The sequence below is a fragment of the Natronorubrum aibiense genome (assembly GCF_009392895.1).
Classification (GTDB): Archaea; Halobacteriota; Halobacteria; order Halobacteriales; family Natrialbaceae; genus Natronorubrum; species Natronorubrum aibiense.
This window is the reverse complement of the sequence record NZ_CP045488.1, coordinates 2659574-2673409: the sequence shown is the minus strand read 5'-3', so window position 1 is coordinate 2673409 and position 13836 is coordinate 2659574. Positions and strand designations below refer to the sequence as shown.

The 13836-nt window shown below is 64.3% G+C and carries 14 protein-coding genes; 6 read left to right on the top strand and 8 right to left on the bottom strand.

What is annotated here, in order from left to right:
* Positions 1-84: 84 nt before the first annotated feature.
* Entirely contained in the window at positions 85-4287 is a 4203-nt protein-coding gene (locus GCU68_RS13190) for an outer membrane protein assembly factor BamB family protein (RefSeq protein WP_152942336.1), read from the top strand.
* A 15-nt stretch (positions 4288-4302) separates the two neighbouring features.
* On the opposite strand, the gene GCU68_RS13185 is transcribed toward GCU68_RS13190, so the two are convergent.
* Positions 4303-4923, bottom strand: a complete 621-nt coding sequence (locus GCU68_RS13185) for a TlpA family protein disulfide reductase (RefSeq protein WP_152942334.1) — start codon at positions 4921-4923, stop codon at positions 4303-4305.
* A gap of 199 nt (positions 4924-5122) precedes the next feature.
* Between GCU68_RS13185 and GCU68_RS13180 the strand changes: the two genes are divergently transcribed.
* Complete coding sequence (locus GCU68_RS13180; protein ID WP_152942332.1) at positions 5123-5755, top strand: class I SAM-dependent methyltransferase; 633 nt, start codon at positions 5123-5125, stop codon at positions 5753-5755.
* Positions 5756-5769: 14 nt separating this feature from the next.
* Here the strand turns inward: GCU68_RS13180 and GCU68_RS13175 are convergent, their stop codons facing one another.
* On the bottom strand, positions 5770-6348 hold the full coding sequence (locus GCU68_RS13175; protein WP_152942330.1) for a TlpA family protein disulfide reductase: 579 nt from the start codon (positions 6346-6348) through the stop codon (positions 5770-5772).
* Positions 6349-6553: 205 nt separating this feature from the next.
* Here GCU68_RS13175 and GCU68_RS13170 point away from each other — a divergent pair, with 205 nt between their 5' ends.
* Complete coding sequence (locus GCU68_RS13170; RefSeq protein WP_319633697.1) at positions 6554-6802, top strand: DeoR family transcriptional regulator; 249 nt, start codon at positions 6554-6556, stop codon at positions 6800-6802.
* 101 nt (positions 6803-6903) lie between these two features.
* Here GCU68_RS13170 and GCU68_RS13165 read toward each other — a convergent pair whose 3' ends face one another.
* The 5 genes from GCU68_RS13165 to lrpA1 form a co-directional block, all read right to left on the bottom strand.
* On the bottom strand, positions 6904-7809 hold the full coding sequence (locus GCU68_RS13165) for a DMT family transporter (RefSeq protein WP_152942328.1): 906 nt from the start codon (positions 7807-7809) through the stop codon (positions 6904-6906).
* A gap of 116 nt (positions 7810-7925) precedes the next feature.
* Positions 7926-8519 carry a nitrous oxide reductase accessory protein NosL gene (locus GCU68_RS13160; protein WP_152942326.1) on the bottom strand — a complete coding sequence of 198 codons (594 nt, stop codon included), beginning with the start codon at positions 8517-8519 and terminating at the stop codon, positions 7926-7928.
* Positions 8520-8645: 126 nt separating this feature from the next.
* The gene (locus tag GCU68_RS13155) at positions 8646-9143 is read right to left on the bottom strand and encodes an SRPBCC family protein (protein WP_152942324.1); all 498 of its coding nucleotides are present in this window, start codon (positions 9141-9143) and stop codon (positions 8646-8648) included.
* Positions 9144-9383: 240 nt separating this feature from the next.
* Positions 9384-9866: a hypothetical protein gene (locus GCU68_RS13150; protein WP_152942322.1), complete on the bottom strand. Its 483-nt coding sequence runs from the start codon at positions 9864-9866 to the stop codon at positions 9384-9386.
* A 191-nt stretch (positions 9867-10057) separates the two neighbouring features.
* Positions 10058-10486 (bottom strand): HTH-type transcriptional regulator LrpA1, encoded by a 429-nt coding sequence (gene lrpA1 / locus GCU68_RS13145; RefSeq protein WP_152942321.1) that lies wholly within the window; start codon positions 10484-10486, stop codon positions 10058-10060.
* A 171-nt stretch (positions 10487-10657) separates the two neighbouring features.
* Here lrpA1 and GCU68_RS13140 point away from each other — a divergent pair, with 171 nt between their 5' ends.
* The 3 genes from GCU68_RS13140 (at position 10658) to GCU68_RS22055 (ending at position 12308) form a co-directional block, all read left to right on the top strand.
* Positions 10658-10984, top strand: a complete 327-nt coding sequence (locus GCU68_RS13140; protein ID WP_152943720.1) for a hypothetical protein — start codon at positions 10658-10660, stop codon at positions 10982-10984.
* A gap of 131 nt (positions 10985-11115) precedes the next feature.
* On the top strand, positions 11116-11817 hold the full coding sequence (locus GCU68_RS22060; RefSeq protein WP_319633691.1) for a LolA family protein: 702 nt from the start codon (positions 11116-11118) through the stop codon (positions 11815-11817).
* Between the two features lie 113 nt (positions 11818-11930).
* Positions 11931-12308, top strand: a complete 378-nt coding sequence (locus GCU68_RS22055) for a hypothetical protein (protein ID WP_319633690.1) — start codon at positions 11931-11933, stop codon at positions 12306-12308.
* A 591-nt stretch (positions 12309-12899) separates the two neighbouring features.
* Here the strand turns inward: GCU68_RS22055 and GCU68_RS13130 are convergent.
* Entirely contained in the window at positions 12900-13835 is a 936-nt protein-coding gene (locus GCU68_RS13130) for a thiamine pyrophosphate-dependent enzyme (protein ID WP_152942319.1), read from the bottom strand.
* Between the last annotated feature and the right edge of the window lies 1 nt (position 13836).

The following is a 13836-nucleotide window of genomic DNA, read 5'->3' as shown; positions in this document are numbered from 1 at the left end:
GTAGAATTAACTGCGTGTCACCGGTGACTCGAGTGTATCTACACGACCGCGCGTGACTCGAGCGCGCGTCGTGCTCGACTCGCTATGACGCAACCGGACACCCACGCAACTGACCGCCAGTTCGACGAACAGGACGGGATCGAAGTCACCGTTGGCAGCACGGAACTCGAGCAGTTTCTGACGGCCGACGATCCCGAGATACGAGCGTACGCGGCCAGCACGCTCGCAACCGAGGCCGCGCGGCGGCCGGATGACGTTCGGACCGCCGTCGGCGCGCTGACTGATCGTCTCGAGGACGAATCGGCCGTCAGCGCTCACGCTGCAACTGCACTCGCAGCCGTCGCAACCGAACACCCCGACGCGGTTCGCGCGTCGGTCCCCGCTCTCATCGACTGTCTCGAGGGGCCGACAGCAGTGAGAACGGCAGCAGCCGACGCGATCGCGACCGTCGCGGACGACGACCCCGACGTCGTTCGCGATTCGGTCGAAACACTCAGCCAGTACGTGACCGACGAGAACGAACGCGTTCGAATCAGGACGACGGCCGCACTCGAGTCGCTCGCCGAGGCCAACGCCGGAGCGGTCGTCACCGTCGTCGACGCGGTTGCCGACGCCGCCACCGACGAGACGGCCGCCGTTCGTGAGCACGCAACCGCGATCCTCGAGGCGGTCGCGACGGATCGACCCGCCGACGTGCTCGATCGCGTGTCGCTACTCGTCGATCGGCTAAACGACGAGACGGCTGTCGCGGAACACGCGATACAGGCGCTCGAGGAACTCGCACTCGAAGACCCGTCGGTGGTCGAAGCCGCAGTCGATCCCATTGCCGATCGGCTCGCAGACGACTGTGAACGGATCCGAACGGCTGCTGCCGTCGCCCTCGCGGCCGTCGCGGCGGCGCGTCCAGCTGCCGTCCACGAGGCCGTCGAGCCACTCGCCGCGCGACTCGACGACGCCGCCGATGTGCGCCGCGAGAGCGTCCGCGCGCTTCGGGCCGTCGCTGACAGCGAGCCGACGGCCGTCGACCCGGCTGTCGCTCCGCTCATCGTCCGGCTCGACGATCCACTCGAGGCCGTTCGAACGGACGCCGTCGGTTCGCTGTCGGCGCTCGCAGCAGCACGTCCAGAGGCAGTTGTCGACGCCGTGCCGGCAGTAACCCGTCGGCTGGACGAGAGCGAGCAGCCGTTCCGACGCCACGGCAGTTCGCTCGTCGCGGCCGTCGCAAACGCACGACCGGCCGCCGTCGATCCCGTCCTCACCGACCTCGACAGTGCGTTCGCCGACGACGACGAGCGCGTCCGCCTCGAGGCCGTCCGGGCTGCCGCAGCCGTTGCGGACGCCTCGCCAGAGTCGATACGACCCGTCGTGTCCGCGCTCGCCGATCGCCTCGACGATTCCCACGATCCGGTCCGTCGCCACGCGGCTGAGGCGCTGTCCGCCGTCGCGCTCGAGGCCCCGGTTGACGACCCGGACGTCGCCGCACTCGTCGATCGACTGGCCGACGGCGACGAGTGGGAGCAGGGGTACGCCGCTCGCACGCTCGCCGACGTCGCCGAGTCGCAGGTCGCCGACGCCCATCCGGCGGTTCGAGCGGCGTGTGGCCGCCTCGAGGCCGACGCGGCCACCGTTCGACGGGCGGCGACGCGTGATCTCGGGACCGTGGCGAGCGAGCGACCGCGAGACGTTCGCGATGCGGCTGGTCCGCTCGCAGCACGACTGGACGACGAGGACGCGACCGTCCGGAACAACGCGGCGATCGCCCTCTCGCGACTCGCCGAGGCGTACCCGGAAGCCGTCCGCACCGGTGACGTGCTGGTGGCGCTGCTGGGTGCGCTTGACGATTCCGACCGAACCGTCCGGTCGACCGTCCGTCGAACGCTTGCCGCGATCGCTCCACGGACGGAACAGGGCTGCCGTCCCGCGCTGTCGGTCGCACTCGAGGCGACGACACACGCCGACGAAGACGTCCGCGTCGCCGGTTGTGAAGCCCTCGCCGTGCTCGGTCTCGAGACGGGAGCGGAAACGGACACCGCCGTCGAAGCCGTTTGCGACCTTCTGTCAGAGCCAGTGCCGGCCGTCCGGGTCGCCGCACTAAACGCGCTCGAGGCGACCCTCGGCGCCGAGACGGAGCCGATGCCACTCGCGGCTGCGGTCGACGTTCTGTCGGACGGTGGCGAACGCGGAGCCGCCGTCGCCTCGGGACTCGCGGATATCGCCCGCAGCGAGCCCGCGCTCGTCGCGGACGCCGCACCCGCGCTGGCCGACCGACTCGACTCGGCGGCCGGCGGTGAACGACGAGCGCTCCTGCGCGTGCTGACGTCGGTCGCCGACGAAGCCGGCCGAGAGCCAGTGACGGCGTCCCTGCTCGAGCGACTCGAGGACGCCCCACAACCGATCGCCCGCGATATTGCACGGCTTGCAGTCATCGAACCCGACGACGTCGCGGCCGAACGGGATCGATTGGTCGCGCTGCTCGAGGACGGCGCGCAGGGCAACGAGGCGGTTCGCGGTTCCATCACGCTCGCACTCGCGACCCTCGCGGCGACCGATCGCGCTACCGGGACGCTGCCATCGACACTCGACGCAGTCGACGACCGGCAACGCGAGGCCGCCGCGCTCGCGGCCGGGATCGACACGCCGACGCACACCGACGAGATCAACACGCAGCTGTCGGCAATGGGTCGGCTGCTGGACGACGATCCAGATCCCTGGACGGCGGGACTCGCTGCGTTGGCACTTGCCACGCTAGCCGATGCATCCGAGGCGCTCCGATCGTCGGGGGTCTCGAAACTCGCCTACGGGATCGTCGGCGACAGCGAACTCGGCCGGCTCGTCGCGGCCGACGCCCTCGAGCGGCTGGCGACGGTCGATCCGACCGGGTTCGAGGATGCGACGCCGGCGCTGCTCGACGCGCTCGAAGACCCCGACGCCGACGTCCGAGCGAGCGCCGCGGGTGCGCTGGCGACGTGTGCCCAACGAGACGCCGGGCCGTCCGTCGCTGACATCGATCGCGACCACCTCGCGGCACTTCGGCCGTGTCTCGCCGATCCCGACGCCCGTGTTCGCGCTCGAGCGAGTCGAACGCTCACCGCCCTCGAGGAGCCGGACGCACTGGACGCGATCCGGCCACTGACCGACGACCCCGTGTCGGTCGTTTCGACAGCGGCGTCGACCGCAACGAGTCGGCTCGAGTACGCCCGAACCGACGCCAGCGAGGCGGAGGTCGAGCGGACCAACTGGGCGATGGCGCACGCTGGACCGACACGTGCCGGCGCCGTTTCCGGCAGCGGCACACTCACTGGCCGACCGACCGAGCAGTGGCGGATCGCTCCGCAGGGCGACACTGCGCTCGAGGCTGCGCCGGCGGTCGTCGACGGGGTGGCCTACGTCGGGCGCGACGACGGCATCGCTGCGCTGGCGCTTTCGGACGGCAGCAAACGCTGGCGCTTCGAAACTGACGGGGCGATCGAGACGACGCCGGCGGTCGTCGACGGGGTCGTCTACGTCACCAGTCGCGACGGCGACGTCTCCGCACTTAAGATCGACACCGGCGAGCGCCTCTGGCAGTACCGAACGGACGGTCGCGCTCGCACGGCACCGGTTGTCGTCGACGACACGGTGTACGTCGGCGGCGACGCCCTCCACGCGATCGACGCCGGAACGGGCCAGTCGGCGTGGACGGCAGACCTCGGCGGCGAGACGACGAGCCCAGCGGTCGCCGACGGGACGGTGTACGTCGCTGCCGACGAGCGACTGTTCGCCCTCGAATCGGCAGACGGCAGTCGACGCTGGACGATCGATCTCGAGGACGCGGCCGGCGCATCACCGACGGTCGCCGATGGGACGGTGTACGTCGCCGTCGGCGAAACGGTGCTGATGCGTGCGAGTGCGGACGGCTCACGACAGGGCCGGTTCGAGACTGGCGGGCGGATCGAGACGCCACCGGCGGTCGACGACGGGACGGTCTACGTGGCCAGTTCGGACGAAAGCGTGTACGCCATCGACACCACGACGTGGAGCGAGCGCTGGCGGGTCGCCTTCGGCACGTCGACCACGGGTCCCGTGCTCGTCGGGAACACACTCTGTCTGGCGGACGACGACGGGTCTGTCCACGCACTCGCGACGGGGGATGGGTCGCGACGGTGGCGATACGAGTGTGATACGACCGTCACCGAACTCGCCGTCGCAAACGGCCACCTCTATGCCGTCGATGACGGGATCACGGCGATCGGTGACGAGCGCACATCGTGGACGGACTCACTTTCGGGCCTGTTCGGCGGGCGATAAACGTCTCGAGGACGGCTACGCCGTCGACTCGTCGCCGCTCTCGTCGGTTGATTCCTCGCCGGAGTCGTCGTCGAACGTCTCGGTCTCGAGGACCGATTCGACGGCGCCGACGATCTTGTCGGTGCTCTGGACGCCGGTTTCCTCCCAGTGTTTCTCGCCGTCCGTGTCGACGACGATCGTGACGGGAAAGCCGACGACGCCGTAGGACCCGGCGAGCCCCGAGTCGTAGCCGACGTTCCAGTTCCCGCTGTGGGTAGTCCACCACTCGCGCAGATCGGCCTCGGGAAGTGTGTCGGGTGTCTGGTACGTGGCGGAGAGAAACTGCACGCGGTCGCCGTGTTTGTCGACGAGTTCCTCGCGAGCGTCTGCCAGCCGTGGCATCTGGGCCTGACAGTTGCCACAACCGGTGGTAAAGAACATGATGGTCGTGACGCCGTCAGTCGGGACGGCGAACGTGCCTGCCTCGCTGCCTTCGGCGTCGATCGTCTCGACCTCGAGCGGGTTGCGGTCGTCCTCGCCGTCGTCCGTCTCCGACTCCCCGTTGTCGAACGACGGGAGCCCGCGAACGAGGACAGTGCCGGCACCACCGAGGACGCCGACGCTGCCGATCCCCGCGATGAGTTCGCGTCGATTCATCGGCGGCTCACCGCTGCCCATCGACAGCCAGTGTCTGTCCCCTGTGACGAGAGACGGTACATACGTCCATATTTGGGCTGACTGATCAAGATTCCACTGGTTCGATCGTGGAATCGGTCGCACGCGCTGGGCTATGCGGCCACCGCGTACAGGCTCGAGGGAGCCAACCATCAAATGGGTCTCGCCCGTCTGTTGGACCATGACAGACGAGCGCGAGCGGTGGAACGAGAAGTACAGCGGTGTCGACTTCAGCCTCCCCGCCGATCCGATCCCGGAACTCGAGCGCCGACTCTCGACCCTGCCGGATGGCCGCGCGTTAGACGTCGCGACCGGCACCGGACGCAACGCGCTCTTTCTCGCCGCAGCAGGCTACGACGTCGACGCGATCGACATCTCCGACGTGGCCCTCGAGACGGCCCGCCGCCGCGCCGACGAGCACGGCGTCGACGTCAACTGGATGCGCGCAGATCTGGCCGCGTTCGACTGGTCCGTCGGCGAGTACGACGTGATTACCGTGAGCTTTTTCGCCGCCCTCGAGCACCTGCCCGCGATCAAGGAGGCGCTCGCGCCGGATGGTGTGCTCATCTACGAACACCACCTCCGCTCGAGCGATCCCCTCGAGATCGGTCCCTCGAACGAGCGCCATCGGTACCGATCGAACGACCTCCTGCGGGCGTGTCTCGACCTGACGATCCTCTCCTACGAGGAACGCCGTCGGCCGGTCGCGGGCGGCGTCGCCGCGGTGGCGACGCTCGTCGCGCGCAACTCGAGTGGCGGCACGCAGTCGTACCCAAAGCTGACGGCTCGGAAGCGACCGCCATCGCAGGAGTAGGCCGCTGCTGTGGCTCACTCGGCCCGCGACTGTGCCTCGAGAGCCGCCTCGACGCCCGAAGCGATGTTGTTCGCCGTCGTCGGGCCGTCGGTGCGCCAGTGTGTCTCGCCGGTGCCGTCGATCGCGATGGCGACCGGAAAGCCGCTGATCTCGTAGTGGTCGTTGAGTAACCCGTGTTTGTCCATCCCGATCGTCCAGTTGCCGTCGTGTTCGCGCCACCAGTCGGCCAGTTCTTCCGGCGACGGCTGTGGGCCGACGCTCCGGTCGATGACGGAGAGAATGCCGATGTCTCGCCGTCGAAGGCGCACGACCGCGTCGCCGACGTCGGCGAGAAACCCCTGACTGGTCGGGCAGAACATGCGGGTAAAGTTGATGAGCATGACCCGTCCCTGCTGTGGAATCCGTACCGTTCCCGCTTCGCTCCCTGGCGCGTCGACGGTTCGGATGTCAAACGGGGGCGACCTATCGACAGGCGTGGTAAGTTCTTCGTTCGACCCCGTCTCATCCTCTGTTCCTCCTCCGTCGTCGAGACAGCCAGCCATCGTCATCGTCGTCGCTGCCGTCGTCGCAGCGAGCAATGTCCGCCGGTTCATCGCACCCTCGCGCATCGGTCACATCCAGTGATCGTTGGGAGCAGATAGCACAGCGGCTGGTTCAGCGTCAACTCACACGTATCCATACGAACCCGTTCGCCCGACAGCGTAAAGAATCGATGGCCTGGCAACGGCTGCGACACGGCATCGGTCAGCGGTGTGACGCGGCCGACTCGAATCCGTCGTGCGAACCACCGAAAAGACTATGTCACAAATTGTCGTGGTGAATGCCATCACGATGACCCGCTGCTCGAGCCGGGGACTCCTGTCTCTCCTCGACGAGCGTGGGCCGGTCGAAGCGACGTCGCTCGCGGCGGCGCTCGATGTACACCCGATGACGGTGCGAACGAAGTGCCACGAACTCCAGTCGGCTGGCCACGTTCGACAAGTTTCGGGCGGTGTGTATACCATCACTGAGACCGGCAGAGACTATCTCTCGACGCTCACGGAGTAGCTGGTTCTCCGAGTTTTGTCTCATACGGTTTACTGTAGTCAATTACCGCCGATCGCCGACCCGTTCTGGCGATCGGCGGGAAATAGTTACAGCAATCCGTATCAGTCTGTCGAGCTGTGCCGCCGTTCTCGCTCGATCGTCGTGACGTAAATCCCCGCAAGAACGACCAGTCCGCCGACCACCGTCACCGCGTCGGGTACCTCCGCGAGCAAGACGAGCGCGAGCAGCGTCGCACCGACGGGTTCACCCAGCCAGGTGACGCTGACCACGACCGACTCGAGGTGTTTCAAAGCCCAGTTGACGACGGTGTGGCCGAAGATGCCGGGCCCGACGGCCATGGCGAGAAAGAGCAGCCACTCGCGGGCCGGATAGGCGACGAAGTCGTGGCCCTGTGTGCCGACGAGGGCGAACAACGTTATCGCACAGGAGGTGTAGACGACGGTGACGTAGGGAAACAGCGACACGCGCTGGCGGATCGAGCGGCCGGCGAGCACGTAACCCGCGACGGTGATCGCCCCGAGCAGCGCCAGCGAGTTGCCGTGCAGCGTTGCGTCGGCGAACGGTGCCCGCCCGGCATCACCCAGCGACATCGCGGCTGCGCCGCCGATCGCGACGGCGATCCCCAGTGTGGTCTTTCGAGTGATCCGTTCGCCGAGGACGAGTGCGGCACCGAGGGCGACGAAAACCGGCTGGGACTGGACGATAGTGACACTTGCCGCGACGCTCGTGTAGTTCAAACTCTCGAACCACGCCGCGAAGTGGACCGCGAGCGCGATGCCGGCGACGGCTGCGAGAGTGAGATCACGCCTCGAGAGACGGGCAAACGCCTCGCGATGGCGCACCACCGCGACGGGCGCGACGAGCGCCGTGGTAAACAGCACTCGATAGAAGGCTGCGACCGAACTCGGGGCCGTGCTCCAGCGAACGAGGATGGCACTAGTACTCGCCGCGAACACCGCGAACGCGAGAGCAACAGCCGGCGTCACCTCGAGGTCGGACGTGTTCACGTCCGAGAGCAATCACGTAGTGAGCCAAACGCCTTGCGAAACGGCGGTTGCCGGTCGCACTCGAGGTGCATCCGTCTGATCCGGCTCCACTCGAGGGGGGACCGGCAGCCGCCGTTTCAGAGTCGGTTGCCGCGATAGATCGCAGCGATGTCGAAATCGACGTCCTCGAGGCCGACAATGTCGTCCTCGGTGAGTTCCTCTGTGTCCCACTCCTCGAGGTAGGCGACGGCGTCGTCGTGGTCGCCGAACACGCGCGGGTTGATATCCATCGGGTCGTCGGCCGCGGTCGCGTCGGTGACGAGCACGAAGTGTGCCTCGGTGGCGTCGACGAGCGAGGTCGTCCCGTACTCCGTCGTCCACGCGCCGGCGACCGGCGACTCCGAGGACGTGGCGACGAGGTACGCGAACAGACAACCCGGAGTATCGAAGACGGCCCCCGTCCCGTCCTCGTGGGCGAGCTGGCTCTGCCACTGGGGGTAGTCCGTCGGCGTCATATTGCAGACGGCACAGGCCTGCGTGTCCGCAAACTCGATCGGGTCGTCACCCGGATGCTCGTCGACGTTCGGATCGTACGAGATGCCAGCGGAGTCACCGCCGTCTCCGCTGGGACCGCTCCCACCCAGACAGCCCGCGAGGCCGACCGCCGTGCCGGCTCCGAGCAAGCCGAGCAGTCTCCGCCGTCCGATCGGCTGTGCGCCGCGTTCGGTCATAGCCGTTCGTACTGGCCCGAGGGGCAAAACGGGCATGGTTCAGACGGTCTGCTGTAGCGATTTACCGCCGATCGTCGACTCCGTCGCTGGTGATCGGCGGTACGTGACGACAGCAGTCCGTATCACTCACTCGAGGTGCGCTTTCGTCAACCGATGGCGCGTCCGGAACATGGTGTCGAAGCCGACCTGTGAGGCGGCCGTAATCCCCGTTCCGAGGCCGGCGACGTCCTCGAGGCCGCCACAGGGTAGCGTGTAGTCGACGTGATCGTGGACGACCGTGCGATCGCCGTCAGCGTAAAACGAGTGCGTGTGCTCCCAGCGATCGAACGGGCCGTGGACCATCTCGTCGCGAAAGTACGCGCTCCCGTCGCTTCGGTCGCGGTCCGTGATCAGCGAGGTCCAGTGCTGGCGTGGCCCCACGCCGAACGGGCGCATCGAAAGCGCGATTTCCGAACCCGACTCGAGGACGTCCGGGTCCGGTTCGCCGTCGGGACCGATCACGCGCTCGACCCGTAGCCCCATCCAGTCGGGCGTCACCGCCTCGAGCCCGCTGACTCTCGAGTGGAACTGCCAAACGTCCTCGAGTGGTGCATCGATCGTCGTTCGGCGGTCGTACGATGGCATCGACTGTCTCTACGGGAGCCGGCGTCAAAACGGGACAGCCATACGAGGGTTTCGGAGAGACTGCCTGACCGACCAGTCGCAGAGAGGGTTACGTGTCCCTGTCGAATCTCTCAATCGGTGATCGGTTTCGGTGGTCGTGCTGAATACGCAGCGCGAATATGGCACGCGATCTGGATCGATTTGCGTAAAGGATAATCGATCAGTGCAGGTGGTTCACATATCACTCCGTTCAGTAGCGAATCAGACATTGGGTGCCATATCTATTGCTACGGAAAATGGATCATCTTCGTTAGGGCCAAGGCGTGCAGGAGCAATTCTCAGAAGAGGTTCACCGACTGGACTGCCATAATCGAAACGACTTGTTACAGTTCCGCGACCCTCAACCGTGACTTCTGCTGTATAGCTGCCTTTCACATCAGCGATATAGACGTGATCGTCATACCGTTCATTTGCGCCTATACTAAATGAGGTATCTTCAGTGACATTGCCATTAATGTCTGTAATCACGATTGTCACATTTATTTTCTCATCTAACTCATTCTCCACTGAGAACGTTTTCATCATCTCGTTCGGTATCGTTCTCTCGTCCTCCTCTGGTTCCGCATCTTGCTCCGAATCCTTGTCTTCTGCTGAGTCGTTTTGAGGCGGCTCTGATGTTCCTTCGTTACTTGTACTACAGCCTGCAATTGTAGCGGTAGTGACGATCGCTGTAGTAAGGAACATGCGTCTTTTCATATTGGGTTCAATTTACACGTTCTATAAGTGTTTTCGGGAACCGACTGTTCAGTCCGCACGTGTAGTGAGCGGATGGATCATCGCTTTCGGGGTGAAACAAACGGAGTCGTTGTGCTGCACTAATCCTCGGTATTCAGCACGCCCTTTGTATCCACTACTGAGTATTCCAATAGAGCCGATTACTTCAGTCGCTCCTGCAGGAACGACGGATGGGCCGCGGTGACGCCGTCGATCTCGAGTAGTCTCTCCGAGATGATCTCGCCCAGTTCGTCGCCGTCTTCGGCACGCACTTCGGCCATCAGCATGTGGTCGCCGCTGGAGCTGTACAGCGCTTCGACCTCGTCGAGTTCCTTCAGCGTTTTCGTCGCCTCGACGTAGCGTTCGCTCGCGACGTCGAAGCCGACCAGCGCGATCGTCTTGCTCGAGAGCTTCTTCGGGTCGATATCCGCCGAGTAGCCTACGATCACGCCCTCCTCTTCGAGCTGGTTAATATACTTTCGAACCGTCGGTTTCGAGACGTCCGCCCGATCGGCGATCTCGGCGTAGGACGCCTGGGCATCCTCCTCGAGAACCTCGAGGATGCGATCTTCCGTCGCCTGTGTGCTCATGCTACTCTGTTTTGCTCGGACGGAAAAATATCTTTTGTATACGAAAACGACCGATAACCCGATGGAAGCGGCGGGATTGCCGGGGCGCGAGCCGTCTACGCGTCGGCTCGAGACGGCGACCGTGCGACCGGCGGACTTATTCGCACACTGATCCCAATGTCGGGACACGACATGGTCGATGCGAACGTCATCAGCGGGACCGTCTGGTTGCTTTGTGGCCTCGCGATCCTCTATCTCGGCTACGTGATCGCCGTCCGCGGGCGAGCCGACCTGCACGCGGACTACGACGAGTCGGTCGATCCGGCGTATGTCTCCCGGTGGACCGGCGGCACCGCTCTGTTTATGGGCCTGCTCGTCGTTGCCTACGCGATTCGCGAACTGATCTACGGCTTCCAGCCCTACGCCCTCGGTGGCCTACTCGTCGCGCTGCTCGTCTTGAGCTACCTGACGAAACTGTTCGCCCGCGGCGTCGGCTACCGCGGCGAGTACGACGGTTGATTCTCCCACACGTCAGAACCGTCGACAGCAAGTGAGTAAGGTGATATGCATTCACTTTCATTATCTTTGACATTCACGTTCCCCCTGTCAATCACGTCTCCGTCCGTCTCGTCGCTGTCCTCGTCGTCACCGTGTTGCTCGCCGGCTGCGTCGCCGTACCGACCGACGGCCCCTCACAGGCCCACCTCGAGGACCAACTCGCCGACACCGAGCCACCGGACGAAATGACGGCAACCGTCGAGATCAGCGAAACGATCGACGGGGAGACAACCCAGCGCACCGAGACCGTCTGGCTCCGTTCGGACGGCACTAGTCGGATCGAAACCACCGCAAACGGCAGCGAGCAGGTCATCGTCAGCGACGGCACCGACCGATACGTCCATGACCTCGAGCGCGATACCATCCGCAGCTACGAACGCGATTCGGACGCGAGATCGTTGCTCGAGGGGCTTTACGCCCAGCCCGAGCGGTACGTCGACGCCTACGACGTGACTGCGCTCGAGGAGACACGGTTCGACGGTCGGGACGTCTACCACGTCGCGTTCGAACCGCCGGCGAACGAGACGATCGAGCGTTCGGTTGGCGTTCAGGTCGGCCAGACGGAGTACGTCTTCCCGCTCGAGATCGCCGAGGCCGGCCCCGACGAGCGAAGCGCCGACCGGGTCGAACTCTGGCTCGATCGAGAAACCCTATTTCCCGTCAAACACACCATCGCCGGCGATGGCATCGAGCTGACGACGACCACTGCCACAAGTCCAATGATGATTGTGCGTTTGTCTCTCATCGTGTTCCTCGAGCGGACGATCCTCGCAAGCCGAGACACCGACCACTAACGGTCGATACGAGCGGGGGACTCGCAGACGACCTGTTCGAGCCACCGACGGTCGCCGATGATGACGAAACCGACGAAACCGAGTTCGTCTTCCCTACGATCGACCAGTACGACATGGTCGCCGACGCCGAGGCGGCAGCGTCGTTCGCGGTCGGCGAGCCGTCAGCCGACGCGCTGCCGGACGCCGTTTCCTTCGACGGCGCGAGCAGCTACGAGTTCCACGACGAGGACCGCAGACAGGTGTCACTGTTCTATCGCAACGAGGCTGGCGAGTCGGTCTCCGTTACGACGAGCGATGGGCCTCGAGCGTTCGCGACCGACGGTGACTTGGTCACGGTCGGCGACGCGACAGGCACGCTCGAGACAACTGAGCAGGGCACGGAACTGCAGTGGACGTGTGACGAGCTGTACTACTCGGTGTTCGTTAGCGACACCGTCGGCGACGCGGAGGGTGCGGTTGCAGTTGGTGAATCGCTCGGCCTCGAGTGTTGAGTTCTCTCGATTGCCGTGCGGTCGGGACGTACACAATATACCTGTTCGGCTACACTCACGACAGCTGCGAACTGAGTGGTACACTATATCGAGGACAGATGTCTGACTATACGTGTCAGTACTGGAGTGACCCATTTATTCGACCTATTCTTTATTAGTATCGATTGAGCGATATATTTTGGATCGTAATTCAGATGCTTGCTCTTCTCCAATCGCCTTACTCTCTTCAAGCACGTCTACAATTTCAACTATTGTATCGCAGAGTTGTTCCGGGTTGTCAATGCGAGTTTTAGGCTCGTCTTCCATACGCTATCGTCTACATCGAGTTTATTCAACATGGGGGACAGCCGTCCAGTATCTCTTGTCAAAAACGAGAGATCTGACACCACAATCGAATAATTCTCGGACACAATGTTCGCAATCAGACTGCGGACTTCGTTCACTGAGACAATGGAAACTGTGTCACCTGTACTTACCGCGTAACGAGCAGATTCCACTCAGACAACTCTCCGGCGCAGTTGTGACTCCATACTCGCTCGAGCAATCCACATCGCGAAAAATGATACCGTCCGGTGCGGCGATCGTCGGCGCTTACTTGTGACGGTCGAGCAGGTCGTAGCTGCGCTCCCACTCGGCGTCGTCGTCGAAGTAGCGCTCGGCCAGCGGCTCGTCGGGCAGTTCGCCGACGGCCTTCTTCTCCTCGGTGTAGGACGGACGATCCTCGTCGACGTAGTAGCGACCGGTCAGGACGGTGCCCTCGTTGAGGACGTCCTCGGTCTCGTGCATCATCTCGGCGGCCTCACGACGGTCCGTGACGTCGAAGTCGTAGTCGTCGGACTCCTGGACGTCGATGTAGGGGACGTACTGTCGGGCGTCCTTGTTCCAGGTTGGACACTGGGTCAGGAAGTCGACGTGGGCGAAGCCGTCGTGTTCGATGGCTTCCTTGATGATCTCTTTGGCCTGATTCGGATTGACCGCAGCGGTGCGGGCGACGTAGCTCGCACCGGCGTTCAGCGACATCGACAGCGGACGCAGCGGCATCTTCGCGCTGCCGGATGGCTGGGTCTTCGATTTGTGGCCTTTGGGACTCGTCGGCGAGGTCTGGCCTTTCGTCAGGCCGAAGATCTCGTTGTTGAAGACGATGTAGGTGATGTCGTGGTTCTCCCGGGCCGTGTGGATCCAGTGGTTGCCACCGATGCCGTACCCGTCACCGTCACCGCCAGCGGCGATGACTTCAAGTTCGGGGTTGGCGAGTTTGGCGGCACGGGCCACGGGCAGCGATCGACCGTGGATCGTGTGGAAGCCGTACGTGTCGAGGTAGCTGTTCAGCTTGCCCGAACAGCCGATCCCGGTCACCGTCAGTACTTCCTCTGGCGTCTTGCCGACTTCCGGGAGGGCCTGCTTCAGCGACTTCAGGACGCCGAAGTCACCACAGCCCGGACACCAGGTCGGCTGTGGTTCGACACCGGGGGTGAACTCGTCCCGGTCGATCTCTCGCTCCTCTCCGATTGCGTTGAATGCACTCATG